Source organism: Streptomyces sp. NPDC002088, assembly GCF_040296605.1.
In the GTDB taxonomy this organism is placed as follows: Bacteria; Actinomycetota; Actinomycetes; order Streptomycetales; family Streptomycetaceae; genus Streptomyces.
In genome coordinates this window covers 35,115-54,497 of the sequence record NZ_JBEOXO010000024.1, presented here as the reverse complement: position 1 = coordinate 54,497, position 19,383 = coordinate 35,115, and the positions used below count along the sequence as shown (strand labels likewise).

Annotated in this window: 14 protein-coding genes and 2 pseudogenes; 9 read left to right on the top strand and 7 right to left on the bottom strand. The window is 70.6% G+C overall.

Translation table 11 applies throughout. The annotated features are described in order from the left end of the window. Positions 1–8: 8 nt before the first annotated feature. From ABT114_RS37675 to ABT114_RS37665, 3 genes and pseudogenes are all read left to right on the top strand, one after another. Positions 9–613 (top strand): annotated as a pseudogene (locus tag ABT114_RS37675) (amidohydrolase family protein); the annotation flags it as partial. 5 nt (positions 614–618) lie between these two features. Continuing rightward, positions 619–1,068: a GNAT family N-acetyltransferase gene (locus tag ABT114_RS37670; RefSeq protein WP_351148206.1), complete on the top strand. Its 450-nt coding sequence runs from the start codon at positions 619–621 to the stop codon at positions 1,066–1,068. Between the two features lie 194 nt (positions 1,069–1,262). Further along, positions 1,263–1,556: a WhiB family transcriptional regulator gene (locus ABT114_RS37665; RefSeq protein ID WP_351147961.1), complete on the top strand. Its 294-nt coding sequence runs from the start codon at positions 1,263–1,265 to the stop codon at positions 1,554–1,556. Positions 1,557–1,702: 146 nt separating this feature from the next. Here ABT114_RS37665 and ABT114_RS37660 read toward each other — a convergent pair whose 3' ends face one another. Then, positions 1,703–2,425, bottom strand: a complete 723-nt coding sequence (locus tag ABT114_RS37660; RefSeq protein WP_351147959.1) for an alpha/beta fold hydrolase — start codon at positions 2,423–2,425, stop codon at positions 1,703–1,705. Between the two features lie 33 nt (positions 2,426–2,458). Then, on the bottom strand, positions 2,459–3,433 hold the full coding sequence (locus ABT114_RS37655; RefSeq protein ID WP_351147956.1) for an alpha/beta hydrolase: 975 nt from the start codon (positions 3,431–3,433) through the stop codon (positions 2,459–2,461). A 320-nt stretch (positions 3,434–3,753) separates the two neighbouring features. On the opposite strand from ABT114_RS37655, the gene ABT114_RS37650 reads away from it, so the two are divergent. The 3 genes from ABT114_RS37650 to ABT114_RS37640 all read left to right on the top strand — a co-directional run bounded on the left by ABT114_RS37650 (position 3,754) and on the right by ABT114_RS37640 (position 6,084). Continuing rightward, entirely contained in the window at positions 3,754–4,590 is an 837-nt protein-coding gene (locus ABT114_RS37650; protein WP_351147954.1) for an alpha/beta fold hydrolase, read from the top strand. Between the two features lie 136 nt (positions 4,591–4,726). Further along, positions 4,727–4,891, top strand: coding sequence for a hypothetical protein (locus ABT114_RS37645; RefSeq protein WP_351147951.1), 165 nt, complete (start codon positions 4,727–4,729; stop codon positions 4,889–4,891). Then, a complete protein-coding gene (locus tag ABT114_RS37640; protein WP_351147949.1) occupies positions 4,888–6,084 on the top strand; it encodes a low temperature requirement protein A in 1,197 nt (398 codons plus the stop codon). Before ABT114_RS37645 ends, ABT114_RS37640 begins: the two co-directional genes overlap by 4 nt. 31 nt (positions 6,085–6,115) lie before the next feature. On the opposite strand, the gene ABT114_RS37635 is transcribed toward ABT114_RS37640, so the two are convergent. Further along, positions 6,116–8,374, bottom strand: coding sequence for an ATP-binding protein (locus ABT114_RS37635; RefSeq protein WP_351147947.1), 2,259 nt, complete (start codon positions 8,372–8,374; stop codon positions 6,116–6,118). A gap of 397 nt (positions 8,375–8,771) precedes the next feature. Between ABT114_RS37635 and ABT114_RS37630 the strand changes: the two genes are divergently transcribed. Further along, positions 8,772–9,212, top strand: coding sequence for an SsgA family sporulation/cell division regulator (locus ABT114_RS37630; RefSeq protein ID WP_351147945.1), 441 nt, complete (start codon positions 8,772–8,774; stop codon positions 9,210–9,212). A 250-nt stretch (positions 9,213–9,462) separates the two neighbouring features. Here ABT114_RS37630 and ABT114_RS37625 read toward each other — a convergent pair whose 3' ends face one another. From ABT114_RS37625 to ABT114_RS37610, 4 genes are all read right to left on the bottom strand, one after another. After that, on the bottom strand, positions 9,463–10,308 hold the full coding sequence (locus ABT114_RS37625; protein WP_351147942.1) for an alpha/beta fold hydrolase: 846 nt from the start codon (positions 10,306–10,308) through the stop codon (positions 9,463–9,465). 498 nt (positions 10,309–10,806) lie between these two features. Next, on the bottom strand, positions 10,807–11,433 hold the full coding sequence (locus ABT114_RS37620; protein ID WP_351147939.1) for an FMN reductase: 627 nt from the start codon (positions 11,431–11,433) through the stop codon (positions 10,807–10,809). Positions 11,434–11,601: 168 nt separating this feature from the next. Continuing rightward, positions 11,602–12,591 carry an alpha/beta hydrolase gene (locus ABT114_RS37615; RefSeq protein WP_351147937.1) on the bottom strand — a complete coding sequence of 330 codons (990 nt, stop codon included), beginning with the start codon at positions 12,589–12,591 and terminating at the stop codon, positions 11,602–11,604. Positions 12,592–12,748: 157 nt separating this feature from the next. After that, a complete protein-coding gene (locus ABT114_RS37610; RefSeq protein WP_502988457.1) occupies positions 12,749–13,795 on the bottom strand; it encodes an AraC-like ligand-binding domain-containing protein in 1,047 nt (348 codons plus the stop codon). A gap of 489 nt (positions 13,796–14,284) precedes the next feature. Between ABT114_RS37610 and ABT114_RS37605 the strand changes: the two are divergent. Together ABT114_RS37605 and ABT114_RS37600 are read left to right on the top strand one after the other, a co-directional pair. Continuing rightward, a pseudogene (locus ABT114_RS37605) lies at positions 14,285–14,467 on the top strand (hydrolase); the annotation flags it as partial. 719 nt (positions 14,468–15,186) lie between these two features. Beyond that, entirely contained in the window at positions 15,187–19,293 is a 4,107-nt protein-coding gene (locus ABT114_RS37600; protein ID WP_351147934.1) for a carboxypeptidase regulatory-like domain-containing protein, read from the top strand. The last annotated feature ends 90 nt before the right edge of the window (positions 19,294–19,383 follow it).

Genomic DNA, 19,383 nt, shown 5'->3' with positions numbered 1-19,383 from the left:
ACGAGCTTGGCGCGGCCGCGGAGGCCCCGCCGGTGCGGGCCATGCTGGAACGTGGGCTGACCGTCGGCGCCGGCACCGACGCCACCCGGGTCCAAGCTACAACCCCTGGGTCGCCCTTCACTGGCTGGTCTCCGGCCGGACCCTGGGCGGCCTGGCCCTCCGGCAACCGCAGAACCGCGTCGACCGGGAGACCGCGCTGGCCATGTACACCCGCGCCGGTGCCGCACTGACCGGCGAGGAGGATGTCAAGGGCATCCTGCGAGCCGGCTACTACGGCGACCTGGCGGTCCTGTCCGACGACTACTTCACCGTGCCGGAGCAGGACATCCCGCACATCGAGTCCGTGCTGACCGTGGTCGGCGGCCGGATCGTGCATGCCGAAGCCGAGTACGAGGGCATGGCGGAGGAACTCCCGGCCGTCAGCCCCGAGTGGAGCCCGGTGGCCCACTTCGGCGGCTACCAGGCCGCCGGCGCGCCGCGCAGCTCCGGTGTCCGGCAGGCGGAGCTGCTGGGGCAGGCCGTTGCCGAGTCGGAACTGCACCGGCAGTGGCGCGTGCGGCGCGGTCTGACCCCGGAGGGCGGCACGGAGCTGTACGACCCCTGCTTCCTGTGACGGACATGCTCCGGTTCACCGCGAAGGCCACGGCGGGGACCGCGCGCCCGCTCTCCCTGCCCAACGCCGCCATCGACCCGGGCAGGAATCCCGCACCCCCAGTACCTGAAAGGCATCCCATGGCCACGCCCGCAACTCCCGTCGTCGAACGAGCGGATGACAAACACCGCTACGAGATCCTTGTCGACGGCGAACTCGCCGGTTTCACCGAGTACCTGGACCGCGACGAGCAGCGCGTTTTCTACCACACCGAAATCGACGAGACCTTCGCCGGACAGGGTCTCGCGTCCCGCTTGGTCCAGCAGGCCCTGACCGACGTACGCAAAACAGGAAAGCGCGTCGTGCCGGTCTGCCCTTACGTGGCGGGATTCCTGCAGAAGCACGGCGAATTCGCCGACATCGCCGACCCGGTAACCCGGGACGTCAGGCAGTGGCTCCACAAGGCACTGGGCTGACATTCCCCGCCGTCAACAGGTCCACGCATCCTGACGCTGACACCCCCTGCGAAAAAGCAGTTCGCAGGGGGTGTGGTGGTTATGCACACTCGATCATGCGGTAGGGGCCGGTTCCTCTAGCGTGATGAGCAGTCCGATCAGCTGCATCGGGCGGGTCAATTGGCCACCATACCGAATGGAAGTTGGTGTGATCGATGCGTGCGAAAAAGGGGAACCGCCCCCTTGTCGATCTGTGGGCTTGGCAGCGTGAGGCGGCCTGTCGGGACCTGGACAGCACCCTTTTCTACTCCCCTCACGGAGAGGGCTTCACCGACCGGCGCAGCCGTGAGGAGCGAGCGCGCAGCGTGTGCTGGACCTGCGCCGTACAGGAGAAGTGCGCGCAGTTCGCGCTCACGCTGGGTGAGACATACGGTGTTTGGGGCGGGTTGACCGAGGCGGAACGCAGGCGGCTCGCCCGGCGAGCGAGGAGCGGCCTGTCCGCGGGTTGAGCCCGGAGACGGGTCGGCGGCGTCTGCCTGACGCCTGCAGGCCTGGTTGCCCAAAGGAGAGGCCCCCGCGGCGGACGGACGACTTTTCCAAGTCGCCGTTCACCACGGGGGCCTCAGCGCTGCGCCGAAGACAGGCCCGCGGTTGGTCAGCTGACGGCGCGGACGGCCTCCTCGATCAGGTCGGCGACGCGCCGGGGATGGGCGAGCATCACCAGGTGCGAGGAGTCGACCTCGACGGTGGTCATGCCGGCCCGCTGGTAGCCGTAGCGCTCCACATCGGGGTTGATGGTGTGGTCGGACGAGGCGACCAGGCCCCAGGAGGGCTTGGTCTTCCAGGCCGCGGCCGGGGCCTTCTCGCCGAAGGCCTGTGCGGCCAGCGGGCGCTGGGAGACGGCGAGGACCGCGGCGAGATCGGGGTCCACGCCGGCGGCGAAGATCGCGTGGAACTTGTCGACCTGCACCGAGACGTCCGTGCCGGACTCGGTGGAGCCCTCGATCGGGAAGGGCGTGTAGACCAGCGCGGCGGCCAGGTCGGAGTCGGGGAAACCGCCCTGCAGCTCACCCAGGCTCTCTCCCTCCGCGAGAGCGTAACCGGCCAGGTAGACCAGCGCCTTGACGTTCTCCTCCACTCCCGCGACCGTGATCACGGCGCCCCCGTAGGAGTGGCCGACCAGGACGACCGGTCCGGGGATCTGACGGACGACCGAGGCGATGTAGTCGGAGTCGCCGAGCAGGCTGCGGTTGGGTACCGCGGGGGCCACCACGTTCAGGCCGCGGTCGAGCAGCTCTGGTATGACGCGGGCGAAGCTGGAGGCGTCGGCGAACGCGCCGTGGATCAGGACGACGGTCGGACTGTCGGGACGTGACATGGTTCAACTTCCTTTCGAAGGACGGAGCGTGGGTCAGTCGGCGTGGAGCGCGGTGCGCAGGGTGTGCACGGCCTGGGCGATGGCCGCCTCGGCGGCGTGGGTGCCGCGCAGCGCGTTGAGCATCACGAAGTCGTGGATGATCCCCTGGTAGCGGACGGCGGTCACCGCAACCCCGGCCTGGCGGAGCTTGTTGGCGTACGCCTCACCCTCGTCGCGCAGGACGTCGGCCTCGCCGGTGATGACCAGCGCCGGCGGCAGGCCGGCGAGCTGGTCGGTGGTGGCCCGCAGCGGGGAGGCGGTGATCTCGGCCCGCTCGGCGGGGTCGGTGGTGTACTGGTCCCAGAACCACTGCATGCCGTCGCGGCGCAGGAAGTACCCCGTGGCGAACTGGTGGTACGAGGGCGTGTCGAACGAGGCGTCGGTCACCGGGTAGAACAGCACCTGCTGGACCAGGGGGAGACCGCCGCGCTCCTTGGCCATGAGCGTCAGGGCAGCGGTCATGTTGCCGCCCACCGAGTCGCCTGCGGCTGCGATGCGGGTGGCGTCCAGGCCCTTGCTCGCACCATCGGTGACGATCCAGCGGGCGACGGTCCAGTTCTGCTCGATGGCGACCGGGTAGCGGTGCTCCGGCGAGAGGTCGTACTCGGGGAACACCACCGCGGCCCCGGTACCCACCGCCAGTTCGCGCACCAGGCGGTCGTGGGTGTGCGCGTTGCCGAACACCCAGCCGGCGCCGTGGATGTAGATGATGACGGGCAGCACGCCGGTGGCACCGGCGGGCTTGACGATGCGGGCGCGGACGGAACCGGTGGGGCCGCCCTGGACGGTGATCCACTCCTCGTCGACCGCCGGCTTGGCGATCTCGCCGGACTGCACCTCGTCGACCGCCTTGCGCCCCTCGGCGGGCGGCAGTTGGAACAGGTAGGGCGGGTTGGCGGTGGCCGCGGCGAAGTCCGCGGCGGCCGTCTCCAACACGGGCGTGACCGGAGTGGTGAGATCATCGGACATGGCTGTCTGCCTCCTGCGAGATAGGGCTGGGCAGGCCGGACCTGGGCGCGCGGCCGTCCGGCCGGATCGGGAGCCGTAGGTTCGGACAGGACGCTATGGGCGATTCGGCACAGCACTTTGCCGTCGGTGACCTGTTTCTGGTCTGCCCGCGCCCAACTCGACGTTTTTGCTCATGAGTTCGGTTCATGGGGGCAATCGGTGCCGGAGGGCACTCGCGGGCAAGAGGCGGTGCGCGTGGGGGACAGCAGCGGTGGGAGCCCCTCCTAGCGTGGCGGCATTCCGTGACGCTCAGGTACTCCCCGACGAAGGAGCAGACACCCATGCCGTACATCACTGTGGGCCAGGAGAACTCCACCCCCATCGACCTCTACTACGAGGACCACGGAACCGGTCAGCCGGTCGTCCTCATTCACGGGTTCCCGCTCGACGGCCACTCCTGGGAGCGGCAGAGCGCCGTGCTGCTCGAAGCGGGCTACCGCGTGATCACCTACGACCGGCGCGGTTTCGGGCAGTCCAGCCGGCCGACGACGGGATACGACTACGACACTTTCGCGGCCGACCTGAACACGGTGCTGGAGACCCTCGACCTGCGGGAAGCTGTCCTCGTAGGGTTCTCGATGGGCACCGGCGAGGTCGCCCGGTACGTGTCCGCCCACGGCTCCGCCCGGGTGGCCAAGGTCGCCTTCCTGGCCTCGCTCGAGCCGTACCTGCTCAAGACCGACGACAACCCGGACGGGGTCGCTCCCAAGGAGTTCTTCGACGGCGTCGTCGCGGCCGTCAAGGCGGACCGCTACGCGTACTACACCGACTTCTTCGCGAACTTCTACAACCTCGACGAGAACCTCGGCACCAGGATCAGCGAGGAGGCGGTCCGCAACAGCTGGAACGTGGCGGCGGGCGGCGGCTTCTTCGCCGCCGCCGCTGCGCCGTCGACCTGGTACACCGACTTCCGGCACGACATCCCGGCCATCGACGTGCCGGCCCTGATCCTGCACGGCACGGCCGACCGGATCCTGCCCGCCGAGGGGACCGCGCGCCTGTTCCACCGGGCACTCCCCTCCGCCGACTACGTGGAGGTCGAGGGTGCCCCGCACGGCCTGCTGTGGACCCACGCGGAGGAGGTCAACGCGGCACTCCTCGCCTTCCTGGAGAAGTGACCGCGTACGACGGTGCGCTCTCGGGCAAGGTCGCGGGCGCTGACGGACACGTCGGCGCCGCCGCACCGGCCTACCGTCGGCATGCGGCCGCTCCCGTATCGGGCGGGCGAGCCGTCACCGGAGGAGAAGGACGGGCGTGAGCGAGCAGACGGACGTGGTCGCGGTCGGCCCGGGGACGAGCCGGGAGTACCTCGCGGGCACCCTGGCCGAGGCCGGGCCGGACGCGGTCATGGGGGAGGCGGGACTCGTCGGGGGCGAGTGCCCGTACCGGGGCTGCGTGCCCAGCACGGCCTTGGTATGACGACGCGTCATGTGGCTGCGGAGCAGCGGCGCCGGGAGGGCGCCATGCGAGCCCGGGATCCCGGGGAGAAGCACCGGGTCTCGACCTCACTGGAGCTCCTCTTCGACCTGTGCTTCGTGGTCGCTGTGAGCCAGGCGTCCGCAGGACTGCGCGCCGCGGTGGCCGGGGGGCACGGCGCGGCGGGTGTGCTGCACTTCGCGATCGTCTTCTTCAGCGTGTGGTGGGCGTGGATGAACTTCACCTGGTTCGGCTCCGCCTACGACCCGGACGACACCCCGTATCGATTGACGGTGTTCGTCCAGATCACCGGATCGCTGATCCTCGCGGCAGGGGTGCGACGGGCGTTCGAGGGAGACGACCTGAGCATCATCACCCTGGGATACGTCGTGATGCGCGGCGCGCTGGCCGGGCTGTGGCTGCGCGCCGCGCGGGCGGACCCGCTGCGGCGCAGGACCGCACTGCGCTTCGCCGTCGGGGTGGTGGCATGCCAGATCGGGTGGGTGGGGCTGCTGCTCCTGCCCGGGGGAATCCGCCCGGCGGGCATCGCGGTGCTGGTGGTGGCGGAGGTCTGCGTCCCGGTGTGGGCGCAGTCCGCCGGAATGACGCCCTGGCATCCGCACCATATCGCCGAGCGGTACGAGCTGTTCACGCTGATCGTGCTCGGCGAGTCCGTCGCCTCCGCGACGGCCGCCGTCCGCACCGCATTCGACGAGCATCGCGGCAGCGGACCGCTGTGCGCGGTGGCGGCGGGCGGCCTGCTGACGGTCTTCGCCATGTGGTGGCTGTACTTCGCCCGGCCCGCCCACACCCTGCTCGCCACCACGCACCGAGGGCCCGGCAGAAGGTTCCCGTGGGCCTACGGCCACTACCTGATCTTCGCGTCCGCGGCCGCCGTCGGGGCGGGCTTGGCCGTCAACGCCGACCGGGTCACCCACCGCGCCGACATCACCCCGCAGGCCGCGGGCGCCATGGTCGCCGTACCGGCGGCCGTCTTCCTGGCCGCCGTGTGGGCGCTGCATCTGAGGCCCCACCACAGGCGAAGCGCAGAGGGGGCGCCCTTCCTGCTTACGACCGTCCTGGTCCTCCTGGCCGCCCTTTCCCCGGCGCCGGCCCTGGTCACAGGGATCCTGCTGGTGGCGCTGCTGGCCGCCGTCGTCACCGCGCGGGGCGGCGGGCGGACTGCGGTCCGTTGAGGGGCGTCGGCGGTTGAGGGACCCCGGCGGTTCACCGGGCGTCGAGGTCGGCGAGGCGTTCCCGGGCCGTGGCGACGTGCTGGGGGTTGGCTGCCGAGCCGAGAGTGAGGCATTGGGTGAAGGCGTCCCGGGCCTCGTCGCGGTGCCCGGCGGCCAGCAGGGCGTCGCCGAGGTGGGCCAGGGCGCGGCTCTCCAGCCCCGGATGGCCGCTGGTGCGGCAGAGGTTCACGGCGGTGCGCAGGTGGTCGGCGGCCTCGGACCAGTTCTTGATGAAGATGTGGGCTTGGCCGATGGACGTCTGCAGGTTCGCACGATTGAAGTCGGCGCTGTGCCGTTCGATACGGTCGTTGGCCTGCTCCAGGAAGGCGAGGGCGCGGATGTTCTCCGCGATGGATTCCTCGTACCGGCCCGCCACGAGAAGGGTTTGGGCTGTACTGCTCATGGCGTGGAGGGTGCCGTGGAGGTCGCCGGCGGCTTCGAAGAGCCTGGCTGCCTCGTGGTTGTGATGTGCCGCCGCGGTGTGATCGCCGAGCAGACCGAGGGCCCAGGCGGTGTAACTGTGGGCCCAGCCCTGCTGGGGGAGGTCTCCGGCGCGCTGGGCGGCGGCGAGGGCCTGGGCGGAGCGCTCGAGGCTGTCGCGGGGGCGGCTTTCGCAGATCAGCAGGGCCCAGGCATGGTTGTTGAGGTGGAAGGCTTCGAGGCGGGGGTCGCCGAGGGCCTGGGCGGAGTGCGCGGCGGTACGGCAGACCTCGGGCCAGTGTCCCCAGAAGATCCATTGGTCGGAGAACCAGTGCAGGGCTTCGGCGACCTCGACGACGGTGGCGTGGGCGCCTGCGGTGGCGGCCGCGCGGAGGGCGGCGAGCCAGTTGTCGCCTTCGGCCTGGAGCCACTGGCGGGCGTGCTCGGCGGTGGACAGGTCGACGGTGCCCTGCCAGGTGGCCGGTGGGGCGCCGTGGTCGGGTTCGTACCAGCGGCCGGCCACGACGGCGGTCTCCAGCAGCCAGCGGCGCAGTGCCGACAGGGCCGTCTCCGCCTTGCCGTCGGGCTCTTCGGCTCTCAGTCGGCTGCGGGCGTACAGGCGCAGCAGGTCGTGGAAGCGGTAGCGGTCCTGGTCGGTGCCGAGCAGGCCGGTCTCGACGAGTTCCTCGAGGGTGTCCTCGGTGTCGAAGAGGTGCTGTCCGGTGAGCTGGGCTGCGCCGGCGGCGCTGACGTCGGGACCGTCGACCAGTGCCAGGAGCCGGAACAGGCGGGCGGCGGTGGGGGTGAGCTGGCGGTAGGACAGGTCGAAGGCGGACGAGAGGTGGAGGTCGCCGGCGGTCAGGGTGTCCAGGCGGCGTTCTTCGAGGGCGAGGCGGTCGGCGAGGCGGCGCACGGTCCAGCCGGTGCGGGTGGCCAGCCAGTTGCCCGCCACGCGCAGCGCCAGTGGCAGGTGGGCACACCGGTCGACGACCTCGGCGAGCGCGGTCGGGTCGGCGTCCGCACGTTCTCGTCCGACCAGGGCGGTCAGGAAGGTGGCGGCGTCGGCGGGGGAGAGTTCGCCGAGGGGCAGGCGGTGGATGCTCTCCAGGCCGGTGAGCATCCTTCGGCTGGTGATCACCACCATGGCCGCACCCGCGCTCGGCAGGAGCGGCCGGACCTGCGCCTCGTCACGGGCGCTGTCCAGCACCAGCAGGCAGCGTCGTTCGGCCAGTGCCTGCCGGTACAGCTCCGGGTGTCTCTGCGGGCCCGCCTTGGCCAGGTCCCGGTCGGCCACCCCCAACGCCTTCAGCACGCGGAGTATCAGCTCGGCGGGGCCGGGTGGGTTGTCCTCCATGCCACGCAGGTCGACCACCAGTTGCCCGCCGGGGAAGCCGTCGGCCAGCTCGCGGGCGGCGTGCAGGACCAGGGTGGTCTTGCCCGTCCCGGGTGGCCCGGACACAGCCACCACCACCGGCGACCCGGCGGCCGCCTGCCCGGCCAGTGCCGTCAGTTGTGCCAGTTCCGTCTCCCGGCCGACGAAGTCGTCGATGCCGCGGGGGAAGGCGCGCAACCCGGCTGGGTGGTGGCGGGGGTTGCGGCCGGATCGGGCGGCGGCCAGGAGCCGCTCCCGCTCCGCCTCGCCCAGCCCCAGTCCGTCCGCGAGTGCGGCGACCGTTCCCCGCTGGGGAGTCGCCCGCCGCCCCCGCTCCAGATCCCCGATTCCGCGGACACTCACCCCCGACGCCTCCGCGAGTGCTTCGATCGTCAGTGACGCCTCCAACCGCAACTGCCGCAGCAGCGACCCGAACTCCGCACCACTCGCGTCGGCCACCCCGCCCCACCCTGTCCCCTCGCACCGCCTGCACCCGAACCGCTCCGACGTGACACGCGGACCTGGGCCCCTATCAGGCGGCCCCGGGAAACCCCCTGTCTCTGAGCGTCAGTCGGCGACCACACATGGTATAGGCCGGCAGAGAGTCGCTGGTCGGGGGCTGGGGGATGCGCGGACACGAGTCGACCCCCGCACGTCATGTGAAGTCGTGCCGGAAGCCGCTGGCCAGGGCACTCGCCCGGGGGCAACGACTGACCAGGAGCGAATGCGCCGGCGTCCGCACTCGGTGCTTCCGCGGGCAACGCTTCGTACGTTCCTCGGCAAGCTTTTTTCACCAGCGGTTTTAGCGTCATGCGCACAGACGCTCCCTCCAACAATTCGCTGAACGAGGTAAGACATGACTCAGCCGTTTCCCAGCGCCGCCGAAACCTCGGTCACCCATGAGGTGGTTGCGCACATCGCCGTCGCGGACGAACCGCCGGTGTCACTGCCCGCCGAGTTGCGCTACGACAGGTCGGACCCCTACGCCGTGTGCCTCTCCCTCGGCACGACGTCGACCGGCACGGTCGAGTGGGTGTTTGCGCGCAGTCTCCTGTCGGAGGGAATGCGCCGGCCGACGGGTGTCGGAGATGTCCTGGTGATACCCCGGCACGGCTGCCAACGGCATTCGGTGCGGATCGTCGTCAGGTCTCCGGCGGGGGCCGCCGTGCTGGACATCGCCGCTTCGGCGGTCACCGCGTTCCTCGAGCGGGCCCGCATGGTCGTGCCACCGGGCGCGGAGGGACAGTACATCGACATCGACCGCGTTGTGGCCGAACTCCTGGCGGGCGGCGAGTGACGGGCCGGCTGCGAGGGGGCCGACACGTTGGTCCGCCGACGAGGGCGACTCGACAGGACCGTCCAGCAGCGGACGTCACCCCTGGCTCCGCGTGACACCGGACTGACCGCCGTACGGGGCAAAGCGACGAGGCTCCCGACGTGGACCGACGACGTAGGCCGCCGTTCACCACGGGAGCCTCGTGGCGCTGCGTTGTTCAGCACGCTGTTCCAGGAGGGAGGCCGCGTGTCAAGGGCGCGCTTTCGGTGTGTCAGTGGACGGTGCGGGCGGCACGCAGGATCAGGCTGGTGACGACGTCGGGGTTGCTGACGGCGACCGCGTGGGGTGCGCGGACGGTCACGGTGCGGGCGCCGGCGCGGGCGGCCATCCACCGCTCGGCGGCCGGTGGGATGTTGCGGTCCTCTCCGGCTACGAGGTACCAGCTGGGGATCTTCTTCCACGCGGCCGCGGTGGCCTTTTCCTGGAGCGCGGCCAGGGTGATCGGGCGCTGGCCCGAGGCCATCACCCGCGTGGTGGCCACCGGGATGCCCGCCGCGAACTGGTCGCGGAACAGGTCTCTCTTGATGATCAGCTCCTCGCCTTCACCGCCGCCCGGTAGGGGGTAGAGCTGCGTGGAGGTGGCCTGTGCCAGGGTGCTGCCGGGATACTTGTCGGTGAGCTCCAGCGCGCTCTCGCCGATGTCGGGGACGAAGGCGGCTACGTAGACCAGCGCCTTGACCTGCGGAGCTTCGGCCGCGGCCGCGCTGATCACCGATCCGCCGTAGGAGTGGCCGACGAGCACGATCGGGCCCGGAACGCTGTCCAGGACGCTGCGGATGTAGGCGGCGTCGCTCGCCAGTCCGCGCAACGGCAGTGCCGGCGCCAGGACGCGGTGTCCCTGCCGCAGGAGACGGGTGATGACAGCGCTCCAGCTGGAGGCGTCTGCGAACGCGCCGTGGATCAGGACGATGGTGGGCCTGGCCGGCTGCTGGTCCGTATCTTCCGGTCGGCCGGCGGCCGGCCCGGGTACGGCGGACGCGACGCCGGGGATTCCCAGGACGGCGGCGCCGGCGAGCAGGGAAACGGTGACAGTACGCCGGGAGATCGGTGAGTCCACGATTCACTTCCTAAGGGTGCGGTCGGACGGATCGCCCCTGGACGGACGGGGCGGCCAACATGTGTGGTGCGCCGGCCCGGTGCTTGCATGTCAGCGGAAGCCGATCCAGAGGGCTTCGCCGGGCCGGACCTGCGCGCGGCGGCATCCGACGGAGTGGAGCCGCAGCCACGCACAGGACACTAAGAGCGATCAGCCTGGCCGCCTTGTCCATCGGTGCCCTGCCTCTGACCTGTCCGTGCCGCTGACTCGGCGGCCACGGCCCGCGAGCCCCCGCCGCCCTGCGACCGGTGCGCCGGCACATGCGGGCAAGCGATGGCGCGCGGCGAGGACCCCAGCCACTGACTCCCCCGGCCCCGGGGCGCCCGGCGCCCCTCGCACCGCCTGCACCCGAACGGCTCCGACATCGTGCCCGAACACGGCGAGGCGTCCAGCGGCGAGAAGGATCTTACGGCGGCTGACCGAGGTCGCTGCCAGGTGGTGCGGCCCGCGGGACGGCTCCTACTGCGCGATCCGAAGCTTCGTCAGCTGTTGCTCGAAGGGGACGAGGGCGGCATCGGACTTGGCGCCGCTCGGCTGCTGGAGCACGAGTTCGGCCAGTTCCTGACCGGCTCGGGTGATGCGCACGCCCAGGCTGTCGGACTGGGCGTCGCCCGCGCCCCAGTCCTCGGAAGCCGCGAAGACCGCGGTGCGGACCACATGTGAGCACAGGTGGGCGAAGAGCGGGCGCAGTGCGTGCTCCAGGGCCAGCGAGTGCCGGGCCGTGCCCCCCGTGGCCCCGATCAGCACCGGTTTGGCGATCAGCTCGGTGTTGTCGATGACGTCGATGAAGGACTTGAACAACCCGCTGTACGAGGCGCTGAAGATCGGTGTCACGGCGATGACGCCGTCCGCGCCGGTCACCGCCTCCACCGCCGCGCGCAGCGCGGGGCCGGGGAATCCGGTCACCAGGTTGTGAGCGATGTCGACGGCCAGCTCGCGCAGTTCGACGACCCGCACGTCGACGGGGCGGGGCGACCGTTCCTCGAGCGACCGTCGGGTCGCCTCGGCGAGTCGGTCGGCCAGCAGGCGTGTCGACGAGGGCTGGCTGAGGCCGGCCGAAACAGCCACGATCTTGAAGGGTTCCACAGTGGTCTTCCTCGTCTCTCGGGCGTGTTCTGCGGCTCCTGCCGGTCCGTTGTCCGTCCCGCGGCCGCATCCCGAAGCCAACCCGGTACGGTCGGCGGCACCTGCCTGCTCGCGCACGGGGGATGTGCCGTGGGCGCACCTTCGTGCACCTGTCCTGGAGCGGAGGAATCAGCCGCGGTGCCGGTGCAGGGCGACGTGCACGGTGTCGAGGGCCTGGACGAGAGCGGCGCGGGCCGCGTTGGTGTCGCGCAGCGGATCGAGCACCATGAAGCCGTGGATCGTCCCGTGGTAGCGCATGGAGACCACCGCGACGCCGGCTGCGCGGAGCTTGGCCGCGTAGGCCTCACCCTCGTCGCGTACCACATCGGCTTCGCTGGTGAGCACCAGTGCCGGGGGGAGTCCGGTGAGCTGCTCCAGGGAGGCCTGCAGCGGTGATGCGGTGGCCTCGCTGCGCCGGCGTACGTCGGGGAGGTACTGGTCCCAGAACCAGCGCATGGTCTCGCGGCCGAGGAAATAGCCCTTGGCGAACTCCTGGTACGAGGGGGTGTCGAAGTCGGCGTCGGTGACCGGGCAGAGCAGTACTTGCTGCAGCAGCCGCACCCCTCCGCGTTCCTTGGCGAGCAGGGTCAGCGCCGCGACCAGGTTGCCACCCGCCGAGTCGCCCACGGCGGCCATCCGGCTTCCGTCCAGACCGATCTCGCCGCCTCGCTCGCAGATCCACTTCGCGACCGCGTAGCACTGCTCGACGGCGATGGGGTACTGCGCCTCGGGGGCTCGCTCGTAGTCGACGAAGACCACGGCCGCGTCCGTACCGAGGGCGAACGCGCGGACCAGGCGCTCATGGGTGCCGGCGTCGCCCAGGACCCAGCCCAGCCCGTGCAGGAACAGCACGACGGGGATGTCGCCGAAGCTGTCGGCGGGCCTGACAACCTTCACCCGTACGTGACCGGTCGGCCCGCCCGGCAGCGTGAACCACTCCGTGGAGGTGGCCTCATCGTCGAGAGGCTCGTCCTCGCCCTGCAGACGGGCCAGGTTCAGCCGGGCCTGTACCGGGTCCTGGTCGTGCGCCGACGGCGGGCAGGTGTGCCTGTCCACGAACACTCGGGTGGGGTGGTCCAGGACCGGGTGCCGAACAGACGAAGGGGCGAAGTCGGTCACACGGTCTCCTGCGGAGAGGGTCAAGGGAACTTGAGGTAAAAGGGTTGTTCGGTGCACCGGGTACCGGGTCGCGCGGCCGAACGTGATGGTGCGGCTACCGGGCCGGGGCACTGCCGCCGCGGGCGCAGGGCGGCCCGCACGGCTCCGAGCGGGCACCTTACCCCCCGGACGGTGTGAGGTCAGCCCCCGGTCGGTCGGCCACGGTGGACGACGGCGCCGAGGTGAGCGCCGGGGACCGCCCACCGTCGTTCTGGGCAGTGCGCAGGTGGCGCCATTCACGGGGGGAGACGCCGTAGGCGGCGCGGAAGGCCCGGCTGAAGTGGGCGGGGTTGACGAAGCCCCACCGCTGGGCCACGGCGGACACGGTGGGGACTGTCCTGCCACGGCGGGCCAGTTCGCGGCCGCACTCCTCGAGGCGCCGTTGCTGGATTAGCCGGCTGACGGTGGTCCCCTCGCCTTCGAACAGCCGGTGCAGATAGCGGACGGATATCCGGTGCGTCCGGGCGATGCTCTCCGGTGACAGGTCCGGGTCGCCCAGGTTCCGGTTGATGTGGTCGCGGACGCGCAGCAGCAGGTGGCTGCGGGCGGTGTCGGCGTCCGTGCCGTCCGGGTGGGCCCGCTCGGCGATCAGGGTGGCGAACAGGTCGACGACGTTGCCGGCCAGCCGGTCCGCGACGGCCGGCGGGTAGCCGTCCGCCGAGGAGGCCAGGGTGGCCAGGAACGGAAGCAGCATCGCGCCGAAGCCGTCCCCGGTACCGATGGCGTTCCCCGTGACCTGACGGATGTCGCTGTCCGGAACGCCCAGCATGCGGCGGGGCAACTGGAAGACGTGCGTGGCGAACCGCTGCGGATAGTCGAAGGAGTACGGCCGGGTCGTGTCGTACACCACGAGATCTCCCTCGCTTACCTCGGCCCGCCGGCCGTCCTGAATGAAGGTGGCCGTGCCCGATATCTGGACACCGACCGCCATCAGCGCCTCGGACGATCGGGCGATCAGCGCCGGGGTGCGGCTGACCCGCTCCGCGTCGGCCTCCATGGTGGAGACCTGGAGATACCCCAGGCGGTCGGTGGCGATCCGGCCGTCGAACGGGCCGTCGCCCCGCGGGGCGACCGTCATCGGCACCAGCGTCCTGCTCACCGCATCGTTCCAGTACGCGACCTTGTCCCGGTCCGGCACGGAAGCGGTCGTCAACACCAAACTCAAGTTGCTCTCCCCCCAGGGGAAATGACTCCAGGGCTGCAACGGACGGGAACAGGACGGACGGCTCCACCTCCCCGGAAGGTGGCGGCCGGTGCCCGGCAGGGCCGGACGGCTCGTCGTACGGGCAGCGACCTCGCTGGAGCGCAACCGGACCGCTTCGGCGAGGCCCGGGTTCCCGCCCGCACCGAACAGCCAAGCAGCGGACCATCCCTCTCTCCAGGCAGAAACACAGGCAGAAATCGCGGGAGCGGATGAGCACGTCCGGTGCTGTGCAGTACGGGAACAGCACAGGGCGCCGTGAGGAAAGAAGCGGCCGTCCCACCGGACTAGCTTCGTTGATGTGGCGTCAGGCCGCCGAATCCCGCCCCGACCGGTGCGCGGGAGAGCGGTCCGTCCACCTTGCCAACCAGCGGCGGCCCGAGGCGTCGCCGCTCCATCCGCCCCGCGCTTCCCCGCGGGCGCGGTCACACTCCTGTCAGAGAGGAACCCCTCATGGTCGACTTCGCCCAGGTGAAGGCTGCCCCCGGCCCCGACCTGCTCACCCCGGACAACGCGGTCATGCTCTTCGTCGACCACCAGCCGCAGATGTTCTTCGGCACTGGCAGCGGCGACCGCACCGCCATCATCAACAGCACCGTCGGCCTGGAGGGTGTACCGCTCGGCGCCGGCGTCCCGGACCATGGCGGTCAGCCAGGAACTCAGCAGATCCTTCGTGACCGTGTCCGTCTCTACCCGTACCGCGTCGGGGCTGTTGAGCACGGCGCCGGTCATCTGCTCGGGTGTCCACCAGGACCACCCTAGCGTCGGCCGGGGTCGTGTCGGGGGGCGGTGAGCGGGGTCCCAGGTGTGGCGGGTGGCCCTGGGCCCGCAACTGCCGTGCCCGGAAATGCGCCCGGTCGACGAGGGCGACCACGTTCCGGGCCGCTCGGGGCGCAGGTCTACAGGGCATCGGTGGGAGTGAAGCCCTTACTCGTCGCGGGCGTTGGTCAACGCCACGAGGCACCGGCCCTCATTCGGCAGCGCCTGTGGCGAGCCCGCATACTCCTGGAGATCCTTCTGCGGGCCGTGAGTGCCTGGCGCCATGTCACTCATGGTGTGCGATAAGGCGGTCGTAGTGTCTGGGTTCGTGGGGGTGGTGGGGATCGCTGTTGCCGTGGCCAGTGGAGTGACGCGTTTCTGACATGCCGCTTGTTGCAGGACTTTGCTTGACGTTTCATTAATTCATCTGCGAAAAAATGTACGGCGAACGTATGTTCGTCGTCGGCCGCTGGGCCGTGCAAGAGGTCGCCCCCAGCGCGTAACCGCACAGGAGCCACACGTTGCGAATATCAAGGCCGTTCAGACCAGGCACCGGGCGCACGCCCAGACGCCTGGCCGTTGTCGTCTCTGCTGTGATGGCGGTGGTGAGTGCGGGGCTGCCCCTCGCCTCGATCGCGAGAGCGGAGCCGGCCGGCACGTCGTCACGGGGGAACAAGCCGTCCGTCGAGCAGGTGTGCACTACGCCCCAGCCCGGCAAGGTCGGGTGTCTCGCGTTGCGGCGCAACGACGTCGGCGGAAGACAGGGGGTCCTGCCGGCCACCGTGACGCCCAGCGGCTACGGCGCGGCGGATCTGCAAAGTGCGTACAACCTGCCGAGCGACGGGGGCGAGGGCCGGACGGTGGCCGTCGTGGTTGCCTACGACGACCCGACGGCCGAGTCCGACCTGGCTGTCTACCGTGCCCAGTACGGTCTGCCGGAGTGCACCACTGCCAACGGCTGCTTCCGTAAGATCGACCAGCGGGGAGGCTCCGACTATCCCGAGCCTCACGCGGGCTGGGCCGGTGAGGCCTCGCTCGACCTGGACATGGTCTCCGCGGCCGCGCCCGGTGCCCATATCCTGCTGGTCGAGGCCGACAGCAACACTTTCGAGGACATCTTCACCGCGGTCGACCAGGCCGTTGCCCAGGGAGCCCAGTACGTTTCCAACTCCTACGGGAGCGAGTACGATAGCACGCCCGGCAGCGGTGAGGACCCCGCCGAGACCGCCGAGTTCGACGCCCACTACAACCACCCGGGCGTCGCGATGGTCGCCTCCTCGGGCGACTTCGGTTACGGCGTCACCTATCCGGCCGCCTCGCAGTATGTGACCGCTGCCGGCGGCACCGCGCTGAAGAAAGACGACACCACCCGCGGCTGGTCGGAGTCGGTGTGGCACAACGGCTACGGCGGTACCGGGTCGGGCTGCTCGGCGTACGAGCCCAAGCCCGCCTTCCAGAGCGACACCGGCTGTGACATGCGATCGGTGGCGGACGTGGCGGCGGTCGCCGACCCGCTCACCGGTGTGGCGGTCTACCAGACCTACGGCAGCAGCGGCTGGGGGGTGATGGGCGGCACCAGCGCCTCCGCCCCGATCATCGCCGGTGCATACGCGGCCGCCGGCGCTCCCGCCAAGGACAGCTACCCCAACTCCTACCCGTATTTCAAGCCGTCCGCCCTCAACGACGTGACCAGCGGCGCCAACGGCACATGCACCACCAGCTATCTGTGCACCGCCAGGCTCGGCTACGACGGTCCGACAGGCCTCGGCACCCCCAACGGCACCGCGGCCTTCCGCAGCTACCCGCACGGCAAGGTGAGCGGCACCGTCACGGGCACCGCCGGGGCTCCGCTGGCCAGGGCCACCATCACCGCCGGCGACTACCAGGCCACGACGGACGCCGACGGCCACTACTCCCTCACGCTGCCGCCCGGCAGCTACGACCTGACCGCCGCCGCCTACGGCTACCGCAGCAGGACGACCACCGCAGTGGACGTCACCGACGGCGGATCGGTCACCGAGAGCTTCGCGCTGGACGCGGCGGCCGGCCAGACCGTCACCGGCAAGGTCACCGACGGCTCCGGCCACGGCTGGCCGTTGTACGCCACGGTCACCGTCGACGGCGTGCCCGGCGCACCGGTCTTCACCGACCCCTACACCGGAACCTACGAGCTCCAGCTCCCCGAGGACCATGACTACACGCTGAAGGTCGCCGCCCGGTACCCCGGCTACCAGACGGTGACCAGGAACGTCACCGTCGGCACCTCGGCCAAGACCGTCGACATCGCCGTCCCGGTGGACGCCGAGGCGGCCACCGCTGCGGGCTACAAGCTGCAGATCACCGGTTCCACGGAGCCGTTCGACTCCACGACCGCCCCGCCGGCCGGCTGGAGCGTCGTCAACGCCGACAACACCGCCGGCGGCTGGGAGTTCTCCGACCCCGGACACCGCTACAACCGCACCGGCGGCAGCGGGGGCTTCGCCATAGTCGACAGCGACCACATCGGTGCCGGCGAGCACCAGGACAGCTCACTGCTCAGCCCGGTCTACGACTTCAGCGACTACACCAGGCCCCGGATCTCGTTCGACACGAACTACGTCAGTTACAACGGCCAGAGTGCCGCCGTCGACATCACCACCGACGGCGGTGCCACCTGGACCACCGTGCGGACGTGGAACACCCCCCTGGGCGGCCATGTGGAGATCCCGCTCACCGACTATGCCGGTGCCAAGGCCGTCCAGCTGCGGTTCCGCTTCGTCGCCACCTGGGGCTACTGGTGGGAACTGGACAACATCTTCGTCGGGAACCGGCCCTACGTCCCGGTGACCGGCGGCCTGGTGGCGGGCACCGTCACCGACGCCAACACCGGTGACGGCGTCGTCGGAGCAACCGTCACCAACGCCGACGCCACCGCGCAGTCGGCCGTGACCGCCGCAACCCCGGACGACCCGAAGCTCGCCGACGGCTTCTACTGGCTGTTCTCCGACACCGTCGGCAGTCACTCCTTCACGGTGGCCAAGCGCAGGTACGCCTCCGGGGACAAGAGCGTGCGAGTGGCCGCGGACAGCATCACCGAGGCCGGCCAAGCCCTCGAGGCCGGACAGCTCACCATCACCCCGGCAACCGTCGACAAGACGCTGCCCTGGGACGGCACCGGCACCCAGAAGCTGACCGTGAAGAACACCGGAGGAGCCCCCGCCACCTTCACCCTCCGCGAGCAGTCCGGCGGCTTCCAGACGCAGGCCGCCCAGGGCGCACCGCTCCAACTGGTACCGGGCGACTACTCGCCCTTGCAGGAGCAGGCCGACAAGTCCGGTACCGAGCCAGCGCGGTCAGCGGTGGCGCCCGCAGCCGCCGGTGACGCCTGGAAACCGGTGGCGGACCTGCCGGTGGCCGTCTCGAGCAACGCGGTCGCCGCGGGCGGAGGCAAGCTCTACTCCGCCTTCGGCTGGACCGGCAGCGCCGACACCAGCGACCTGTACGCCTACGACCCCGACTCGGGCTCCTGGTCGAAGCTGGCCTCGGCGGCCGACACCCGTGAGGCACCGGCCGAAGGCTTCATCGACGGCAAGCTCTACGCCGTCGGCGGCTGGGGTGCCGACGGCTCGCCCGACGCCAAGCTGGAGATCTACGACCCGTCGTCCGACACCTGGACCACCGGAGCCCCTTCACCCAAGCCCTACGCGGCCTCCGGCAGCGCGGTCCTGGACGACCAGCTGTACGTCGTCGGCGGCTGCACCGCCTCCTCCTGCAACACCACCGACGTTTACGCCTACGACCCGTCCACCGACAGCTGGTCGGAGATGGCCCCGTATCCCGAGCCCATCTCCTGGACCGCCTGCGGTGCGATCAACGGCATGCTCTACTGCGCCGGCGGTACGGCTGACAGCGGCTCCACACAGCACGGCTACGCATATGATCCCGAGTCCGACAGCTGGTCGCCGATCGCCGATCTACCGACCACCCTCTGGGGTTCGGCCTCCACCGCAGCGAACGGGCTGCTGCTCACCATCGGCGGCAGGACCCCCGGCGGCATCACCAACCAGGGCTTCGCCTTCGACCCGCAGGCCGGCACCTGGACCGCCCTGCCCAACGCCGGCGCACCGGTCTACCGCGGCGGAGGAGCCCCCGGCTTCTACACCGTCGGCGGCAAGAGCAGTAACGCCATTGGGTCCCCGTCGGTCGCCACCGTCGAGGTGCTGCCCGGGTACGACCAGGTTGATGGCAGCGCGGATGTGACCTGGCTCGGCTTCGACACCCGGCAGGCGACCCTCGCCCCGGGGGCCAGCACCACCGTGGAGGTCTCCCTGGACGCCACGGTCGCCGAGATCACCCAGCCCGGCGCGTACACCGCGAAGCTGAGCGTACGCACCGACACCCCGTACCGGGTTCCTGCCATCCCGGTGACGATGCACGTCAACCCGCCGAAGCACTGGGGCAAGTACGCCGGTACGGTCCTCGGCGCCGACGGCGCGGGCGGCACCGCTCCGCTCGCCGGGGCCACCGTCCGACTCGACGCCAAGACGTCGAGCCACACCTTGACGACCGCCGAGGACGGCACCTTCGCCCTGTGGCTGGACGCCCGGGACGCCCCGCTCACCGTGACCGTGACCAAGGACGGCTACCAGCCCGCAACCGCGAAGGTGAAGATCGAGAAGGGAGAGACGACCATCGGCGACTTCACCCTGAAGAAGGCGCCGTGATCACTGCTTACCGCAGCTGAGCACACCCTTCCCGCCCCGTGCGGGCCGGTCCTCAAAACGGCCCGCACGGGGCGGCCAACTCTGTACTGG